Origin of the sequence: Kitasatospora cathayae, from assembly GCF_027627435.1 — a bacterium.
Taxonomy (GTDB): domain Bacteria; phylum Actinomycetota; class Actinomycetes; order Streptomycetales; family Streptomycetaceae; genus Kitasatospora; species Kitasatospora cathayae.
In genome coordinates this window covers 4557915-4576143 of the sequence record NZ_CP115450.1, presented here as the reverse complement: position 1 = coordinate 4576143, position 18229 = coordinate 4557915, and the positions used below count along the sequence as shown (strand labels likewise).

Annotated in this window: 14 protein-coding genes and 1 pseudogene; 8 read left to right on the top strand and 7 right to left on the bottom strand. The window is 71.0% G+C overall.

Annotated features, from left to right (window positions below; all coding sequences use genetic code 11):
• Positions 1 to 123: 123 nt before the first annotated feature.
• A pseudogene (gene manB / locus O1G21_RS20305) lies at positions 124 to 1188 on the bottom strand (mannose-1-phosphate guanylyltransferase); the annotation flags it as partial.
• A 321-nt stretch (positions 1189 to 1509) separates the two neighbouring features.
• Entirely contained in the window at positions 1510 to 3741 is a 2232-nt protein-coding gene (locus tag O1G21_RS20300) for a (Fe-S)-binding protein (protein ID WP_270145831.1), read from the bottom strand.
• A 335-nt stretch (positions 3742 to 4076) separates the two neighbouring features.
• Between O1G21_RS20300 and dnaK the strand changes: the two genes are divergently transcribed.
• From dnaK to O1G21_RS20275, 5 genes are all read left to right on the top strand, one after another.
• Positions 4077 to 5927 (top strand): molecular chaperone DnaK, encoded by a 1851-nt coding sequence (dnaK, locus tag O1G21_RS20295; RefSeq protein WP_270145829.1) that lies wholly within the window; start codon positions 4077 to 4079, stop codon positions 5925 to 5927.
• Positions 5924 to 6550 carry a nucleotide exchange factor GrpE gene (gene grpE, locus O1G21_RS20290; RefSeq protein WP_270145828.1) on the top strand — a complete coding sequence of 209 codons (627 nt, stop codon included), beginning with the start codon at positions 5924 to 5926 and terminating at the stop codon, positions 6548 to 6550. The genes dnaK and grpE overlap by 4 nt, the downstream gene beginning before the upstream one ends.
• Positions 6551 to 6773: 223 nt before the next feature.
• Positions 6774 to 7925, top strand: a complete 1152-nt coding sequence (gene dnaJ, locus O1G21_RS20285) for a molecular chaperone DnaJ (RefSeq protein WP_270145826.1) — start codon at positions 6774 to 6776, stop codon at positions 7923 to 7925.
• 7 nt (positions 7926 to 7932) lie between these two features.
• The gene (locus O1G21_RS20280; RefSeq protein WP_270145824.1) at positions 7933 to 8478 is read left to right on the top strand and encodes a heat shock protein transcriptional repressor HspR; all 546 of its coding nucleotides are present in this window, start codon (positions 7933 to 7935) and stop codon (positions 8476 to 8478) included.
• Between the two features lie 190 nt (positions 8479 to 8668).
• Positions 8669 to 9658 (top strand): helix-turn-helix domain-containing protein, encoded by a 990-nt coding sequence (locus O1G21_RS20275; protein ID WP_270145822.1) that lies wholly within the window; start codon positions 8669 to 8671, stop codon positions 9656 to 9658.
• Between the two features lie 74 nt (positions 9659 to 9732).
• Here the strand turns inward: O1G21_RS20275 and O1G21_RS20270 are convergent, their stop codons facing one another.
• On the bottom strand, positions 9733 to 9891 hold the full coding sequence (locus O1G21_RS20270; protein ID WP_270145821.1) for a hypothetical protein: 159 nt from the start codon (positions 9889 to 9891) through the stop codon (positions 9733 to 9735).
• Positions 9892 to 10226: 335 nt separating this feature from the next.
• Between O1G21_RS20270 and O1G21_RS20265 the strand changes: the two genes are divergently transcribed.
• Positions 10227 to 10844 carry a TIR domain-containing protein gene (locus O1G21_RS20265; RefSeq protein WP_270145818.1) on the top strand — a complete coding sequence of 206 codons (618 nt, stop codon included), beginning with the start codon at positions 10227 to 10229 and terminating at the stop codon, positions 10842 to 10844.
• Positions 10845 to 10851: 7 nt separating this feature from the next.
• Here O1G21_RS20265 and O1G21_RS20260 read toward each other — a convergent pair whose 3' ends face one another.
• The 4 genes from O1G21_RS20260 to O1G21_RS20245 form a co-directional block, all read right to left on the bottom strand.
• Positions 10852 to 11328 (bottom strand): hypothetical protein, encoded by a 477-nt coding sequence (locus O1G21_RS20260; protein WP_270145816.1) that lies wholly within the window; start codon positions 11326 to 11328, stop codon positions 10852 to 10854.
• Entirely contained in the window at positions 11328 to 11594 is a 267-nt protein-coding gene (locus O1G21_RS20255) for a hypothetical protein (protein WP_270145815.1), read from the bottom strand. The genes O1G21_RS20260 and O1G21_RS20255 overlap by 1 nt, the downstream gene beginning before the upstream one ends.
• Positions 11584 to 12576 (bottom strand): LuxR family transcriptional regulator, encoded by a 993-nt coding sequence (locus O1G21_RS20250; protein ID WP_270145812.1) that lies wholly within the window; start codon positions 12574 to 12576, stop codon positions 11584 to 11586. Before O1G21_RS20250 ends, O1G21_RS20255 begins: the two co-directional genes overlap by 11 nt.
• Positions 12577 to 13231: 655 nt before the next feature.
• Positions 13232 to 14386: a TDT family transporter gene (locus O1G21_RS20245; protein WP_270145810.1), complete on the bottom strand. Its 1155-nt coding sequence runs from the start codon at positions 14384 to 14386 to the stop codon at positions 13232 to 13234.
• A gap of 70 nt (positions 14387 to 14456) precedes the next feature.
• On the opposite strand from O1G21_RS20245, the gene O1G21_RS20240 reads away from it, so the two are divergent.
• Both O1G21_RS20240 and clpB read left to right on the top strand, forming a co-directional pair.
• On the top strand, positions 14457 to 15389 hold the full coding sequence (locus tag O1G21_RS20240) for a LysR family transcriptional regulator (protein ID WP_270145808.1): 933 nt from the start codon (positions 14457 to 14459) through the stop codon (positions 15387 to 15389).
• Positions 15390 to 15538: 149 nt separating this feature from the next.
• Positions 15539 to 18160 (top strand): ATP-dependent chaperone ClpB, encoded by a 2622-nt coding sequence (clpB, locus tag O1G21_RS20235; RefSeq protein ID WP_270145806.1) that lies wholly within the window; start codon positions 15539 to 15541, stop codon positions 18158 to 18160.
• Positions 18161 to 18229: the final 69 nt, after the last annotated feature.

Sequence of the window (18229 nt, the reverse complement as noted above, 5' to 3'; positions counted from 1 at the left end):
CCGTCCCCGCGGCCCGCGCAGGAGCCGCCCCGGCGAGCGCTACCGCTGGGCGGTGACCGACGGCCCGTGCACCGCGGCGGCTGCGGTGGTGCCGGCCGGGCAGCCGCCCGGGCCGGCCGTGGTGCGCACGGCGCCGACCGGCAGCAGGGTGCCGCAGGCGATCCGGATGCCGTTCGGCAGCTCGTTGTCGGACTCCACGATCGCTCCGTCGCCGATCACCGCGCCGTCCAGCGCCGAGCGGTCGCCGACGGTGGCGTAGGCGCCCACGATCGAGTCCTTGACCAGGGTGTCCGGGCCGATCACCGCGCCCGGCAGGATCACGCTGCCCTCGACGATCGCGCCGGCCTCGACCACCGCGTCCGCGGAGACCACGGTGCCGCCGCTGAGCACCGCGCCGGGGTGGACGGTGGCGCCGGGCAGCAGCAGGGCGTCGCCGGTCGGGCCGGGGACGGCCGGGGAGTCGACCTTGCCGAGCACCAGGTCGGCCGAGCCGCGGACGAACGCGGCCGGGGTGCCGAGGTCCAGCCAGTACGAGGTGTCGACGACGCCGCGCAGCAGGGCGCCGGTGGCCAGCAGCTCGGGGAAGGTCTCGCGCTCGACGGACACCTCCCGGCCGGCCGGGATGCGGTCGATGACGGACCGGGTGAAGACGTAGCAGCCGGCGTTGATCTGGTCGGTGACGATCTGCTCCGGGGTCTCCGGCTTCTCCAGGAACTCCAGCACCCGCCCGTTCTCGTCGGTCGGGACGAGCCCGAAGGCGCGCGGGTCCTCCACCCGGGTGAGGTGCAGGGTGACGTCGGCCCCGGCGGCCACGTGGCCGTCGCGCAGGGCGGCGATGTCGAGGCCGGAGAGGATGTCGCCGTTGAAGACCAGGACCGGCTCGTCCGGGCCGCAGGTCAGCCCGGACGCGGCGTTGCGGATGGCCCCGCCGGTGCCCAGCGGCTCGCGCTCGGTCAGGTAGACCAGCTCGATGCCGTACGGGGTGCCGTCCTGGAAGTGGTCCTCGAACACCTCGGCCAGGTAGGAGGTGGCCAGCACCACCCGGGTGACCCCGGCGGCGGCCGCGCGGGCCAGCTGGTGCGCGATGAACGGGACGCCGGCCACCGGCAGCATCGGCTTGGGGGTGTGGGTGGTCAGCGGACGCAGTCGCGTGCCCTTACCACCGACGAGCATGATCGCCTCGGTCATGGTCTGCGCTGTTCCCCTTGTGCTCTGTGCGGCCCGGCCCGGCGGGCCGATCCTCCGTCGGTGGTCTGAACCCGTCCGGAACGGGTCGACCGGCTCGCGGCCGGTCCGGCGCCTACTGTATTTCCTTCCGAACGGATGCCCGTCCGGCGGCCGTGCGATTGACGTCACTCGCCGTCCGCCCGCCGTACCGCCGGCCGTCGCCCGGGGCACCGAAAAGCCCGGCCCGGCGGGCGCGTTGGCGGCGTCCACCGGGCCGGGCTGTTGTAGCAGAACTGTCGAACAGCGGTCGCCGTCAGGCGTCCACGGTCACGGCGGTCGCCGTCAGGCGTCCACCGTCGCGGGCTCCTCCTCGGCCTCGGCCGGCGGGGTCGCCTTCACCGAGTCGAGCAGCAGCTGGGCCACGTCGACCACCTTCAGGTGCTCCTTGGCCGCGCCCTCGTTCTTCTTGCCGTTGACCGAGTCGGAGAGCATCACCAGGCAGAACGGGCAGGCGGTGGAGACGATGTCCGGGTCGAGCGACAGCGCCTCGTCCACCCGCTCGGTGTTGATCCGCTTGCCGATGCGCTCCTCCATCCACATCCGGGCGCCGCCGGCGCCGCAGCAGAAGCCGCGCTCCTTGTGGCGGTGCATCTCCTGCTGGCGCAGACCGGGGACCTTGTCCATGATCTCGCGCGGCGGGCTGTAGACCTTGTTGTGGCGGCCCAGGTAGCAGGGGTCGTGGTAGGTGATCAGGCCCTCGACCGGGTTGACCGGGACGAGCTTGCCCTCGTCGATCAGGTGCTGCAGCAGCTGGGTGTGGTGGATCACCTCGAAGTGACCGCCGAGCTGCGGGTACTCGTTGGCGATGGTGTTGAAGCAGTGCGGGCAGGTGGCCACGATCCGCTTGGTCGGGGCGTCCTCGAGCGCGGCGTTCAGGGTCTCGACGTTCTGCGCACCGAGCATCTGGAAGAGGAACTCGTTGCCCAGGCGGCGCGGGGAGTCACCGGTGCAGGTCTCCTCCTTGCCGAGGATGGCGAACTTGACGCCCGCGGTGTGCAGCAGCTCGGCGAAGGCCTTGGTGGTCTTCTTGGCGCGGTCCTCCAGGGCACCGGCGCAGCCGACCCAGTAGAGGTACTCGACCTCGGCGGGGTCGATGTCCTCGCCGATCACCGGCACCTCGATGCCGGTCTCCTTCTTGAGCTCCTTGACCCAGTCCAGGCGTGCCTTGGTGGCCATGCCCCACGGGTTGCCCTTGTTCTCCAGGTTCTTGAGCATCGTCCCGGCCTCGGTCGGGAAGTTGCTCTCGATCATCACCTGGTAGCGGCGCATGTCGACGATGTGGTCGACGTGCTCGATGTCCACCGGGCACTGCTCGACGCAGGCGCCGCAGGTGGTGCAGGACCACAGCACGTCCGGGTCGATGACGCCGTTCTCCTCGGCGGTGCCGATCAGCGGGCGCTCGGCCTCGGCCAGCGCGGCCGCCGGGACGTCCTCGAGCTGCTCGGCGGTGGCCTTCTCGGTGCCCTCCATGTCCTTGCCGCCGCCGGCCAGCAGGTAGGGCGCCTTGCCGAAGGCGTGGTCCCGCAGGCTCATGATCAGCAGCTTGGGCGAGAGCGGCTTGCCGGTGTTCCAGGCCGGGCACTGCGACTGGCAGCGGCCGCACTCGGTGCAGGTGGAGAAGTCGAGGATGCCCTTCCAGGAGAAGTGCTCGACCTGGGAGACGCCGAAGACGGCGTCGTCGGCCGGGTCCTCGAAGTCGATCGGCGCACCGCCGGAGGTCATCGGCTGCAGCGCGCCGAGCGCCACGGCGCCGTCGGCGTTGCGCTTGAACCAGATGTTCGGGAAGCCAAGGAAGCGGTGCCAGGCCACACCCATGTCGGTGTTCAGCGAGACCGTGATCATCCAGATGAAGGAGACCGAGATCTTGATCGTCGCGACCACCCAGAGCAGGTTGTGCAGGGTGCCGACGCTCAGCCCGGAGAACAGCTTCACCAGCGGGTACGAGACCACGTACGCGGCCGAGTAGTGGTCGGCGCCCAGCTGGGCGCCCTCCAGGCCGCGCAGGGTCAGGATGGCCGCGCCGATGATGAAGATGACCGCTTCGATGAAGTACGCGAAGCCCATGTTGGAGCCCGCGAAGCGGGACTTGCGGCCCGACTTGTTCGGCAGGCTCAGCTGCCGGATCACGATCAGCACCGCGATGCCGAGGAAGGTCACCAGGCCGAGCAGCTCCTGGAACACCAGGTACGGCGTCCAGTCACCGATGAGCGGGACCTCGTAGTCCGGATCGAAGAGCTGCCCGAACGCGCCGACCAGGGTGAGGATCAGCGCGTAGAAGCCGACGGCCACGCACCAGTGGGCGATGCCGACGACGCCCCACTTGTTCATCCGGGTGTGGCCGAGGAACTCCCGGATCAGGGTCACGGTGCGGGCGACCGGGTCGTTGATCCGTGCGCCCTTCGGGACGGACTGGCCGAGCCGGATGAACCGGTAGATCTGTGCGATGGCACGAGCGAACAGCGCCACGCCGACCACGGTCGTCGTCAGTGAGATGAGGATCGCTGCTAGCTGCATCCGGCTTCTCCGTACTCCAGCGGCGGTGAGGATAGAGGTCGGTCAAGTGTACTCGTGGGTAACTTAACCACCCACCGGGCGGACACTATCGCCCACTAGCACCGATTCAGAAGCTGCTCAAGGTATGGCGGCAGTCACGTGAGACCACACTCGCTCATTCGGGTCAAAAACGGAACGAAAAGGACGAGGGAGGCAAGGAAGACGACCAGAAGGCGAGCAGTAGGTGAGCAGCCGCAGCAAAGTTGAGTCGCCAGGACTCATGGCTGTTGACTCGTTCGTGTCCCTCGTGCATCCTTGAGCCTGTAAAGCTCAACTCTTCCGTGGAGGTATCTACGATGGCACGCGCGGTCGGCATCGACCTCGGCACGACGAACTCGGTCGTCAGCGTTCTGGAGGGTGGCGAGCCCACCGTCATCACGAACGCCGAGGGCGCGCGGACCACGCCGTCCGTCGTCGCTTTCGCCAAGAACGGCGAGGTCCTGGTCGGCGAGGTGGCCAAGCGCCAGGCGGTCACCAACGTCGACCGCACCATCCGCTCGGTCAAGCGCCACATGGGCACCGGGTGGAAGATCAACATCGACGGCAAGGACTTCACGCCGCAGCAGATCTCGGCCTTCGTGCTGCAGAAGCTGAAGCGCGACGCCGAGGCGTACCTGGGCGAGACCGTCACCGACGCCGTCATCACCGTCCCGGCGTACTTCAACGACTCGGAGCGCCAGGCCACCAAGGAGGCCGGCGAGATCGCGGGCCTGAACGTCCTGCGCATCGTCAACGAGCCGACCGCGGCCGCCCTCGCGTACGGCCTGGACAAGGACGACCAGACCATCCTGGTCTTCGACCTCGGCGGCGGCACCTTCGACGTCTCCCTGCTGGAGATCGGCGACGGGGTCGTCGAGGTGAAGGCCACCAACGGTGACAACCACCTCGGTGGTGACGACTGGGACCAGCGCGTCGTCGACCACCTGGTCAAGGTCTTCCAGGCCGGCCACGGCGTCGACCTGTCCAAGGACAAGATGGCCCTGCAGCGTCTGCGCGAGGCCGCCGAGAAGGCCAAGATCGAGCTGTCCTCGTCCTCCGAGACCTCGATCAACCTGCCGTACATCACGGCCTCCGCCGAGGGCCCGCTGCACCTGGACGAGAAGCTCACCCGCGCCCAGTTCCAGCAGCTGACGGCCGACCTGCTCGAGCGCTGCAAGGTCCCGTTCCACAACGTGATCAAGGACGCCGGCATCTCGCTCTCCGAGATCGACCACGTCGTCCTGGTCGGCGGCTCGACCCGCATGCCGGCCGTCGCCGAGCTCGTCAAGGAGCTGACCGGCGGCAAGGACGCCAACAAGGGCGTCAACCCGGACGAGGTCGTCGCCATCGGCGCCTCGCTCCAGGCCGGTGTCCTCAAGGGCGAGGTCAAGGACGTCCTGCTGCTCGACGTCACCCCGCTGTCCCTCGGCATCGAGACCAAGGGCGGCATCATGACCAAGCTGATCGAGCGCAACACCACGATCCCGACCAAGCGCTCCGAGATCTTCACGACGGCCGAGGACAACCAGCCGTCCGTCCAGATCCAGGTGTACCAGGGCGAGCGCGAGATCGCCGCGTACAACAAGAAGCTCGGGATGTTCGAGCTGACCGGCCTGCCGCCGGCGCCGCGCGGCCTGCCGCAGATCGAGGTCACCTTCGACATCGACGCCAACGGCATCATGCACGTCGCCGCCAAGGACCTCGGCACCGGCAAGGAGCAGAAGATGACCGTCACCGGCGGCTCCTCGCTGCCGAAGGACGAGGTCGACCGCATGCGCCGCGAGGCCGAGCAGTACGCCGAGGACGACCACAAGCGCCGCGAGGCCGTCGAGACCCGCAACTCCGCCGAGCAGCTCGTCTACTCGACCGAGAAGTTCATCGCCGACAACGCCGACAAGCTCCCGGCCGACGTCAAGACCGAGGTCGAGACCGCCATCGGCGAGCTCAAGGACGCCCTGAAGGGCGAGGACATCGCGAAGATCCGCGAGGCCTCGGAGAAGGTCTCCACCACCGCCCAGAAGCTCGGCCAGGCGCTCTACGCCAACGCCGACGCCGCCGGTGCGGCCGGCGCGGCCGGTGCCGGTGAGGCCGGCCACGCCAAGGAGGACGACGTCGTCGACGCCGAGATCGTGGACGACGAGAAGCCCAAGGGCGGTGCGTCGGCATGACGGACAAGCCGCAGGGCGGCAAGCCCGGCGACGACTCCGCCGCCGAGGAGGCCGCCCAGGTGAATGGCACCGGCAAGGCTGCCGAGGAGGCAGCTGCGGGCGAGGGCTCCGAGGAGCTCGCCACGGCCAAGCGCGAGCTGGCCGAACGCACCGCGGACCTGCAGCGCCTGCAGGCCGAGTACCAGAACTACCGCAAGCGGGTCGAGCGCGACCGGCTGACCGTCCGCGAGATCGCGGTCTCCAACATCCTGGAGTCCCTGATCCCGGTCCTGGACGACATCGGCCGCGCCCGCGAGCACGGCGAGGTGACGGGCGGCTTCAAGTCCGTCGCCGAGTCCCTGGAGACGGTCGTCGCCAAGCTGGGCCTGCAGCAGTTCGGCAAGGAGGGCGAGCCCTTCGACCCGACGCAGCACGAGGCGCTGATGCACAGCTACTCCTCGGACGTCACCGAGGACACCTGCGTGCAGATCCTCCAGCCCGGCTACCGCATCGGCGAGCGGATCATCCGCCCGGCGATGGTGGCCGTGGCCGAGCCCCAGCCGGGCACCCAGACGACGTCCGGCCCGGACGCCGAGGCCAAGCCCGCCGACGCGGACAAGTCCGACGGTGGCTCGGACAGCTGACAACCTGTGACAGCTGACAACCAGTGCGCTGCGGAGTCGCCTGCCGGCCAGTACGGCGGCCGACTCCGCAGCGCGCTGTCAACGGCTCTTCTTTCGGGGGCTGTTGACAGCGCAGTGACGATGGACATCGGGAGGTGGCGGAAGCCGTGAGCGAGCGCAGCGAGCGAACCATCAAGGGGTGCGTGTCCCGCTCAGCGGCTGCCGAGCGCAGCGAGGTGGACGCATGAGTGGCAAGGACTACGTGGAGAAGGACTACTACAAGGTCCTCGGCGTGCCCAAGGACGCCACCGCCACCGAGATCAAGAAGACCTACCGCAAGCTGGCGCGCGAGTTCCACCCCGACGCGAACAAGGGCGACGCCAAGGCCGAGGAGCGCTTCAAGGACATCTCCGAGGCGTACGACGTCCTCTCCGACGAAAAGCGCCGCAAGGAGTACGACGAGGCCCGCAGCCTCTTCGCCAACGGCGGCTTCCGCACCGGCGGCCCCGGCACCGGCAGCTACAGCTTCGACTTCGGCGACCTCTTCAGCGGCAGCCAGGGCGGCGGTGGCGGCGGACTCGGTGACGTCTTCGGCGGGCTCTTCAACCGCGGCGGCACCCGGCAGGCCCAGCCCCGGCGCGGCGCCGACGTCGAGACCGAGGTGACGCTCTCCTTCGAGGAGGCGGTGGACGGCGCCACCGTCCCGCTGCGGATGACCAGCCAGGCCCCCTGCCGCGTCTGCAACGGCACCGGCGCCAAGTCCGGCACCACGCCCCGGGTCTGCCCCACCTGTGTCGGCGCCGGCACCGTCAGCCGCGGCCAGGGCGCCTTCGCGCTCTCCGAGCCCTGCAAGGACTGCCGCGGCCGGGGCATGATCGTCGACGACCCGTGCCCCGACTGCCACGGCAGCGGCCGGGCCAGCTCCGCCCGCACCATGCAGGTCCGCATCCCGGCCGGGGTCCAGGCCGGCCAGCGGATCCGGCTCAAGGGCAAGGGCGCCCAGGGCGAACGCGGCGGCCAGCCCGGCGACCTCTACGTCACCGTGCACGTCGACCCGCACCCGGTGTTCGGGCGCAAGGGCGACAACCTCACCGTCACCGTCCCGGTCACCTTCCCCGAGGCGACCCTCGGCGCCACCATCGAGGTGCCCACGCTCAACGGCCCCGCCGTCAAGCTCAAGCTGCCCCCGGGCAGCGCCAACGGCCTCACCATGCGCGCCCGCGGCAAGGGCGCCACCCGCAAGGACGGCACCCGCGGCGACCTCCTCGTCACCGTCGAGGTCGTGGTGCCGCAGCACGTCACCGGCGACGCGCTGAACGCCCTCGAGCAGTACCGCGAGGCCACCGCCTCCGACGACCCGCGAGCCGCCCTCTTCCGGGCGGCGAAGGGAGCGTGACGACCAGATGTCCCCGAACCCGATGAACCCGACCAGCCCGATGGACGCCGGCGGCCCGATCGGCCCCGGGCTCGGCGAGGGCCTGCCCGGCAACGGCCCCCGCCGCACCCGGCGCACCACCGCGGCCCCGCCGCAGTACGTGCTCACCGAGGACACCCCGGTGTACGTCATCTCCGTCGCCGCCGAACTCTCCGGCCTGCACCCGCAGACCCTGCGCCAGTACGACCGCCTCGGCCTGGTCTGCCCCGACCGCACCGCCGGCCGCGGCCGCCGCTACTCCGCCCGCGACATCCAGCAACTGCGCGAGGTCCAGCGGCTCTCCCAGGACGAGGGCATCAACCTGGCGGGCATCAAGCGGATCATCGAGCTGGAGAACCAGGTCACCGCCCTCCAGGCCCGCATCACCGAACTGGCCGACTCCCTCGAAGGCGCCGCCACCGCCCTCCAGCAGCGCGAGGCCGCCGTCCACGCCTCCTACCGCCGCGACCTCGTCCCGTACCAGCCCCCCACCCCACAGTCCAGCGCCCTCGTCGTCTGGCGCCCCAAGCGCTGACCCGGGGGACTGCTCACCTCCCCAGCCGCCGGTTCCCTCCTGTTCGGGGGGTGCCGGCGGCTGGGGTGTTGGTGAGAGAGTGCGGTCGCATTCCCTCTCCAGAGGGCTCGCCGGATCTGGCATGCTGACACTCGATTCGGCGTCAGCGCTGGCCGGGCCCAGATATCACCGTAACGGCAAGGAGTCGCGGATGAGTGAACGAGAGCAGCCGCTTTCCGCTGGCTTGACCGTCCTCTCGGCAGCAGCAAGAGCGCTATATCTGGCCGTCATCCGGGGAGATGGTCAACTGCCATTGGACTCAAATGCCGATCAGAATGATTCTGCACGGGATGAGCTGGTAAGGATTGGCCTTCTCGTGCCCGACAGCGACGATCCGACAATCTTCGTAGCCACAGACCCTACACAGCTCTCGGCAAGCCTCAGCCATTCGTGGCAGCGTCAGGCACTGGAGCTCCTGTCACGCGCCATATCTCTCCCCTCCGAACTGCAGGAACTCACTCGGGAATTCCATACCCCGAAGCAGTCCGGAGGGTCGATCGAGTATGTGCAAGGAAAGGCTCTTATCCGCCAGCGGCTCGAGCAGTTCAGGGAATCCGGACTGGAGGAGGCCCTGGCGCTTCAACCCGGCGGGCCCCGGCAGCCGGACCTTCTCGCCGGGATGATCAAGCAAGATCTAGAAACGCTCCGCAGTGGCACCCAGATGCGGACGATCTACCATGCCAGCACTCGCTACCACCAGCCGACCAGGGACTACGTGGCTACCCTCGCCAAGGCTGGCGGCCAGTATCGAACCCTTGATGAGCCCTACACGCGGCTCATAGTGATGAACCGGCGGGTAGCTGTCATTCCGATCGGCGATGACATGAGTCTCGCGGCGTTCATATATGACCCTGCAGTCGTCAATTACCTCGCCGAAGAGGTATTCGAGCGATGCTGGAGTCGGGCACTGGAGTTCGAGGGTGACCGAACGGTGCCGCAGCAGGTGGTTTCCCGCCTGCGCCAAACGATCATTGACCAGATGCTCGAGGGCACCAATCACCGGGTCATCGCGCGACGCCTGGGAATCAGCGAGCGAACACTGGCGCGACATATAGCCGAAATGCGAGACGACTACAAAGTGGACTCGCTATTCCAGCTCGGATACGTTCTCGGCCGAAAAGCGCAGGGGCCTTCCGACTGACCATCCGCCCACTTTGCGCAAATGGCAAGTACTTCAAGGGGCTTGGCGTGCGCCTGGACACTCACATGGCGTGTTCACTGCCAGGAGATGTCGTCCGCGACAGTCACCGCAGCCTTGACGGCAATCGCGTCGTGCGAGTCAGCAGCATTCGCGAGAGAGACCACGCCAAGCACAGCGGCCGCAGCGGCCAACGGAAGCACAAACTTGCGGACAAAACGGCGCATGCCGGTCACGCCCCCACTCTCTCGAGATTCGCCACTAGAAGCATCTAGCAGGATAACGACACACATAGTGCCGCACGAGGGGGAGGCTGTCACCTGCCCAAGGCTGCGAAGTGTGCGTCATCTCCCTGCCAGGCATACAGATGACACAGGCCAACCCTGGACGCGACGCCGCCCCGCGATGGACGATCAGTTCGCTCCCGATGGTCCGGGCAGGACACCACATCTTGCCAATGTACCGTCAAAAACCGAGCGGTTTCACCAGCAGCACCACCACCCATAGAGCAGCCAACAACCAACGCATCGCCGACGCTCACTCCCCTGGTCGGCCTTCCCCCGGAGTCGACATGACCGAGCCCTACCTGCGTCACCACGACAGCCAGGCCCCTGAGGGTCGGCGTGCACGTGTGTTCCTGGCCGCGCCGCTGATGCGGCTGACCGGCCCCGCGGACAGTGTGGTGACGCTCGCCAGCCGGACGCGGCTGACGACGCTCCGCACCACTCTGCTCCGCAGCGGTGCCGCCGTGTACAGCGCGCACCACAGCGACGCCTGGACCGTCGCCGGCCGGGCCCCCGAGCCCCGGGTGCCGTCCGACTTCCGGGCTCTGCAGTCCGCGGACCTGGTGTTCGCCTACGTCGGAGCCCCGCTCTCGGCCGGGGTGAGCCTCGAACTCGGTTGGGCGTCGGCGCTGCGGAAGCCGATCGTCCTGCTCGTCGACGAGGCCATCACCCACAACCCGCTGATCGCCACCATCGAGCAGGTCGCCCCCGTCCTGCCGCTGGTCTTCGACGACACCTGGTCGCAGGAGGCCCTCCACCACACCGTGGAGACCGCCCTGGACTGGGCCGGCATGGCACTCTCCCTCCGCGAGGGTTTCTGGACCGCCCCCGGCGACCGCTTCAACGTCCCCCGACAGCAGACCGCCGTCTCCGGCTACTGGCCGACCGGCGCCGCCACCGGCTGAGCAGCGCTCACCCACCGGACTCCCCCGTCCGCGCTCCCCGCATCTGCCGGCCGAGTAGGAACAGGGTCTCGGCGTCGTACACCTCACGCAGCCGGGCGATGTGACCGGCCACGGTCCGTTCGCTCGGCCCCATCCGGCTGGCGATCGCCCGCTGCGTGAGACCCCGGGCCAGCAGGCGGCCGACCTGTTCGTGGGCTACGGGTGAGGAGCCTGCCGCCAGTGACTCCCGGTCCACGACCTGGGCCTGCCGCCACTGCTGCTCGAACACCCCGACCAGGTAGGCGATCATCGCGGGATCTTCGACCACCGCTGCAACCGTGTGGTCGGGAGCGGCCGGGATCAGGGCCACGGTGCGGTCGAAGATCGGGGTCTTGGTGAAGGGCTCCTCCAGCAGCCGGATCGGGGCGCCGACCCGGGTCGAGTGCAGCGCGTACTCGACCGTCCGGGGATCCGAGCAGGCCGACGGTTCGAAGACGGTGTGCATCACCCCACCCGCTTCGATGTAGCGGCCACGCCACCCCCGCCGACCGGCACCTCGGCGCCGCCCACCCCGGCCGCCGCCCCGCCGACGAGGGCGCGCGGGTTGGCGGCGGTGTAGGCGGTGGTGGTGGGGGTGAGGAGGCCGCGGGCGACGAGGGCGGCGACGGCCGGGCGGTCGGCGGGGGCGAGGTCCTCGGGGCGCGGTCGCCCGCCGCCGCGGACGGCGGCGAGGTAGCGGGCGCGTTCGGCCGGGCCGGGCTCATCGGTCATCGCGGGCGCCTCTCATCAGCCAGCCGAGCTGGAAGAGGGTCTGGGCGCCGTAGCGGTCGCGGAGCCGGGCGATGTGGCCGGCGACGGTGCGTTCGCTGAGGCCCAGCCGGGTGGCGACGGCGCGTTGGGTGAGGCCGCGGGCGAGCAGCCGGCCGACCCGGTCGGGGATGGTGCGGGCGGGGCCCTGGCCTAGGGCGGCGGCGGCTTCGGAGGTGTCGGCGCGGGCCCAGTCGCGTTCGAAGCCGCCGATCAGGAAGGTGAGGGCGGCCGGGTCGCTGATGAACGCGGCGGTGCTGTTGTCGTCGTTGGCGGAGATGACGGCGACGCTGCGGTCGAAGACGATAAGCCGCTGGAAGGGCTCGTCGAGGATCCGGATCTGCGAGCCGTGCCGGGTGACCTCCTCGGCGTAGGCGATCGCGGGCGGCTCGGCGAGCGCGACGGGCTGGTAGATGGTGCGCAGCGAGCAGCCGCGCTGGAGGAGCTGGACGTCCTGGGCGAGGGCGACCTGGAGGGTGTCGGCGGGGCGTTGGCCGGGTTGGGCGGTGAGCACCTCGGAGCGGCAGTCGGAGACGAGTTGGGAGATCCGCTGGCGGATGTGGACGTGGCCTTCGACGTAGACCGTGCCGCCGGAGCAGCCGCCCGGGCGGGGCATCGCGTCGTAGGCGCGGGTGAGGCCGTCCAGGGCGCCGGGGAGGTTCTCGGCCCGGACCAGCAGCCGGGTGGCCTCACTGCGGAGTTCGGCGCCGAGGCGGTCGCTGACGGAGCGGGGGCTGACGGCGGTGTAGCAGCGGTCCATCCGGTTGGCCATGACCAGGCCGATGTCGAGGAGTTGTCGGAGTGCGGCGCGGTCGTCGTCGGCGATGTCGGTGAACGGTGTGCGGCCGCCTTGGGCGATGATCGCCAGGTACAGCTGCCGGGCGGCCGCGTCGGGTTCCCCGCCCCCGGGCTGCTGGTGCGGCGTGACCGCCGGTTCCGCCGTCACGTCGCACTCTCCCTGCCGGACGCTCCCCTGTCCTCCCACCCGTACGCACGGTCCGCGGTACCGGTGGCCGGGCGTCTCACGGTACCGGTCGGACGGTGGACCCCCGGGTCCGGGTGCCGTCGCACACCGGAGCCCTGGGGGTCCCCATCAGCACGCCAGTGCCTAGGCGCTTCCGTCGAGGCGGAGCAGCAACGCCTCGCCGGCTCCGGTTCCGGGCTCCATCACCACACATGGACCCCGGCCGGGGCTCTTCCCCCCGTTCCACAGGTGCGGGACGTTGCACCCGTGGTCAATTCTGAAGAGCAAGTCGCGACCATCGGGCTGCGGTTGCCCGGACGACCTGGCGTGCCTCCACCCTCACAGCGTGACGGCCGGTGGACAAGTGCCGCCCGAGTGCAGGTTCGCGCAATTGCAGCTATCTGCATCCCGGCGGGGGCGCCGGGATGCGGACGGCGGGTCGGATTCCGGTGAAGGCCGAGGCCAGCGGGGGGTGCGGGCGAGGGCCACCAGTTGGCTGTGCACCGTCATCCTGCAGCTGCGCGTTCCTGCAACGGCGGCCGTGCTCCTGACCTGGGGTGAGTCCGCTGGACGACGGGTCGGCACAGCTCAGCGCGCCGGCACCTCAGCGCCCCCGGCACCTCAGCGCGCCAGCACCTCAGCGCGCCAGCAGCCGGCCCCGCAGCAGCCCGGCGGCGGTGCCGCCCGCCGCCAGTAGCCAGGCGGCGCCCAGCAGCAGGTAGAGCCCGACGGCCAGCCCGGTGAAGCCGCCGAAGCCGGTGTGCCTGGCGAGCGCGGAGGCGCCGGTGACGCAGGTGCCGACCGGGAAGGTGAACGCCCACCAGGTCATCGCGAACGGCATCCCGGCCCGCCGGGCGCGCAGGTTGGCGGTGAGCGCGACGGCCAGCCAGAGCACCGCGACGCCGGTCACCGCGACGCCGTACAGCTCGGCCAGCGGCAGCATGACGGGCGCCAGCGCGGGCAGCACCGGGCGGGCCGCGTCGGCGAGCTGGTGGATCGCGGTGACGGACTGGCCGAGCGGGCCGAGCACCAGGAACAGCGCGGGGGTGAGCGCCGGTGCGGGCACCTTGCTGTGGAACAGCCCGGTGAACACCACCGGCAGCAGCACCAGGGTGGCCAGCAGGCCGATCCCGAAGAGCGCCCAGCAGCCGTACAGCAGGGCCTGCTGCGGCAGGCCGGCGGGCAGGTGCGGGACGAGCGCCGGGCCGCAGGCGGAGGCGACCAGCGGGGCGACCACGGGCAGCAGCCAGGTCGGGTTGGCCTCCAGGGCGGAGACCGGGTGCCGGGTGATCATCAGGTACGGGATGCCGGCCGCGACGATCAGCGCGTACAGGGTGCCGACGCCCCACAGCACGGCGTCCAGGGCGACGGCCGGGCCGGTGCCGATGACCCGCGAGCCGAGCAGCAGGGTGCCGAGCCCGACCGCCAGCAGCGCCATCGGCGGGCAGCCGTAGAAGACCGCCGTGGCCGGGTTGTCCAGCAGCTGGGCGCGGGCCGCCTCGCGGTGCCGGGTGAGGTGCACCAGCCGGGCTCCGGCCAGCACCAGCAGCCCGGCCGCGCCGAGCGCCCACATCACCTCGCCGAAGCCGATCAGCCCGGGCAGCCGGACCGGCAGGGCGGCGGCGCCGTTGGCCACGATCGCGGTGCCCATCACGGCGGCGTACCAGTTGGGGCCGAGCTGGGCGAGGTCGAGGCGGGAGAGCGGGGTGAGGCCGGTGAACCGGGAGAAGCGGGAGCGCCGGGAGGAGCCGGCGGGGCGGACGAGCGGGCGGACATCGGCCAAGGTGGACATGGTTCCACCGTCGCCGAGCGGCCCGGCGGCCGGTAGCGCCGCGGGTTCTATGAGGGCATAGCCTGAACCTATGACCCTCTCCCCGCACGTCCCCGAACTGGGCGCCCTGGAACTGCTGCTCGCGGTGGCCCGGCTGGGCAGCGTCGGCCGGGCCGCGGCCGAGCTGGGCGTCAGCCAGCCGACCGCCAGCGCCCGGATCAAGGGCATGGAGCGGCAGATCGGCGTCCCGCTGCTGGAGCGCTCGCCCCGGGGCAGCCGGCCGACCGAGGCCGGCCGGCTGGTGGTCGAGTGGGCCCGGCAGGTGGTGGAGGCGGCGCAGGCGCTGGACGCCGGGATCGACGCGCTGCGCGAGCGACGTGACGCCAAGCTGCGGGTGGTGGCCAGCCTGACCGTCGCCGAGTACCTGATGCCGGGTTGGCTGCTGGCGCTCGCCGAGGCCAGTCCGGGAACGGCGGTGACGCTGCGGACGGCGAACTCGGCGGAAGTCGCCGGGCACGTGCTGGCCGGGGAGGCCGACCTGGGCTTCGTCGAGGGCCCGTCCACCCCGCCCGGGCTGGCCGGCGCGGTGGTGGCGGCGGACCGGCTGGTGGTCGTGGTGGCGCCCGGCCACCGGTGGGCGCGTCGTCGTACCCCGCTGACCGGGACGGAGCTGGCGGCCACCCCGCTGGTGCTGCGCGAGCCCGGCTCGGGCACCCGGGAGGTGCTGGAGATGGCGCTGCTGCCGCACGGGGGCGCGGTGCCGCCCCGGCTGGAGCTGGCTTCGTCCACCGCCCTGAAGGCGGCGGCGATGACCGGGGCGGGGCCGGTCTGCCTGAGCGAGCTGGCGGTGGTGGAGGAGTTGGCCACCCGGCGGCTGGTCGAGGTGCCGCTGGCGGAGGAGCTGGACCTGCGGCGGCCGCTGCGCGCGGTGTGGCCGGCCGGGCAACGGCCGGGCGGGCCGGCGCGGGAGCTGCTGGGGCTGACCCGGCGGAACTCCGGCCAGTTGCCGAAGCGCAGGGACTGAGGCGAGGAGCGCCCGGGCGGCCGCCCGCCGAGCACGTCCGGCCGTCGGAGCCGTCGGAGCCGCCCCAGGAAAACTTGAGCGGAATACACTCAACTTAGTGCATGCTGTACGTAGCACCAGTGAAGGACGCGAGGGAGGATCCCCCAGCAGTGGACGCGAGCAAGTTCACCACCAAGACGCAGGACGCCCTGTCCGCCGCGATCCGGCAGGCGGGCGCGGCCGGCAACCCGGACGTCAAGCCGGTGCACATCCTGATCGCCCTGCTGGAGCAGCCCGAGGGCATCGCCCGGCCCCTGCTGGAGGCGGTCGGGGCGGACGTCCCCCGGATCGACGCCGAGGCGCGCCGCCAGCTGACGGCGCTGCCCAGCGCGATGGGCTCGACGGTCGCCGCCCCGCAGCTCGCCCGGGACACCCTCGCCGTGCTCACCGAGGCGGGCAAGCGCGCGGACGACCTGGAAGACCAGTACGTCTCCACCGAGCACCTGATGGTCGGCCTGGCCGCCGAGGGCGGCGCGGTCGCCGAGCTGCTGGTGCAGCAGGGCGCGACGCCCAAGGCGCTGCTGGCGGCGTTCAAGGACGTCCGGGGCAGCGGCCGGGTCACCTCGCCGGATCCGGAGGGCACCTACAAGGCCCTGGAGAAGTACGGCACCGACCTCACCCAGGCCGCCCGGGACGGCAAGCTCGACCCGGTGATCGGCCGTGACCACGAGATCCGCCGGGTGGTCCAGGTGCTCTCCCGCCGGACGAAGAACAACCCGGTGCTGATCGGCGAGCCCGGCGTCGGCAAGACGGCGGTGGTCGAGGGCCTGGCCCAGCGCATCGTGGCCGGTGACGTGCCGGAGTCGCTGCGCGGCAAGCGGCTGGTCGCGCTGGACCTCAGCGCGATGGTCGCGGGCGCCAAGTTCCGCGGGGAGTTCGAGGAGCGGCTGAAGGCCGTCCTGAACGACATCAAGGCCTCCGACGGCCAGGTCGTCACCTTCATCGACGAGCTGCACACCATGGTCGGCGCGGGCGCCGGGGGCGACTCGGCGATGGACGCCGGCAACATGCTCAAGCCGATGCTGGCCCGCGGCGAGCTGCGGATGGTCGGCGCCACCACGCTGGACGAGTACCGCGAGCGGATCGAGAAGGACCCGGCCCTGGAGCGCCGCTTCCAGCAGGTGCTGGTCGGCGAGCCCAGCGTGGAGGACTCGATCGCCATCCTGCGCGGCCTCAAGGGCCGGTACGAGGCGCACCACAAGGTGCAGATCTCGGACGCCGCCCTGGTCGCCGCGGCCACCCTGTCCAACCGCTACATCACCGCCCGCTTCCTGCCGGACAAGGCGATCGACCTGGTCGACGAGGCGGCCTCCCGGCTGCGGATGGAGATCGACTCCTCCCCGGTCGAGATCGACGAACTCCAGCGCGCGGTCGACCGGTTGCGGATGGAGGAGCTGGCCCTGGAGAAGGAGTCGGACCCGGCCTCGGTCGACCGGCTGGCCCGGCTGCGGCGCGATCTCGCCGACAAGAACGAGCAGTTGAGCGTGCTGACGGCGCGCTGGGAGCAGGAGAAGAAGAGCCTCAACCGGGTCGGCGAGCTCAAGGAGCGGCTGGACGACCTGCACGGCGCGCTCGAACGGGCCCAGCGCGACGGGGACTTCGAGCGGGCGTCCAAACTGATGTACGCGGAGATCCCGGCCGCCGAGAAGGAACTCGGCGACGCCCAGGAGCGCGCCGCCACTGCGGACAACGAGCCCGGGTCCGCCTCCGCCCCGATGGTCAAGGAGGAGGTCGGCCCGGACGACGTGGCCGATGTGGTCGCCTCCTGGACGGGCATCCCGGCCGGCCGGCTGCTGGAGGGCGAGAGCGCCAAACTCCTGCGCATGGAAGAGGAGTTGGGCAAGCGCCTGATCGGCCAGACGGAGGCCGTGCAAGCCGTGTCGGACGCGGTGCGCCGCACCCGCTCCGGCATCGCCGACCCGGACCGCCCGACCGGCTCCTTCCTGTTCCTCGGCCCCACGGGCGTCGGCAAGACGGAACTCGCCAAGGCCCTGGCCGACTTCCTCTTCGACGACGAGCGGGCGATGGTCCGCATCGACATGAGCGAGTACGGCGAGAAGCACTCCGTCTCCCGCCTGGTCGGCGCCCCGCCCGGGTACGTCGGCTACGAGGAGGGCGGCCAGCTCACCGAGGCGGTCCGCCGCCGTCCGTACAGCGTCGTACTGCTGGACGAGGTGGAGAAGGCCCACCCCGAGGTCTTCGACGTGCTGCTCCAGGTGCTGGACGACGGCCGGCTCACCGACGGCCAGGGCCACACGGTGGACTTCCGCAACGCGATCCTGATCCTCACCTCCAACCTGGGCAGCCAGTTCCTGGTGGACCCGGCCACCCCGGAGGAGAAGAAGAAGGCCCTGGTGCTGGACTCCGTCCGGGCCGCGTTCAAGCCGGAGTTCCTCAACCGGCTGGACGACATCGTGGTCTTCGACCCGCTGGGCCCCACCGAGCTCAGCCGGATCGTCGACCTGCAGGTGGCCCGCCTCGGCGAGCGGCTGCGCGAGCGGCGGCTCACCCTGGACGTCTCCGTGGCCGCCCGCGACTGGCTGGCGCTCACCGGGTACGACCCGGCGTACGGCGCCCGCCCGCTGCGCCGGCTGGTGCAGTCCGCGATCGGCGACCAGCTGGCCCGGGCGATCCTGTCCGGCCAGGTGCACGACGGGGACACCGTCCTGGTCGAACGGGACGAGGAGGGCGACCGGCTCACCATCCGCAGCCGGGGCCCGCTGGAGAAGTAGCAGCCGCCACCGGCCGCCGGGCCGCTCCCCTCGTCCGTGTGAGGGGAGCGGCCCGTACCGCTTTCGTGC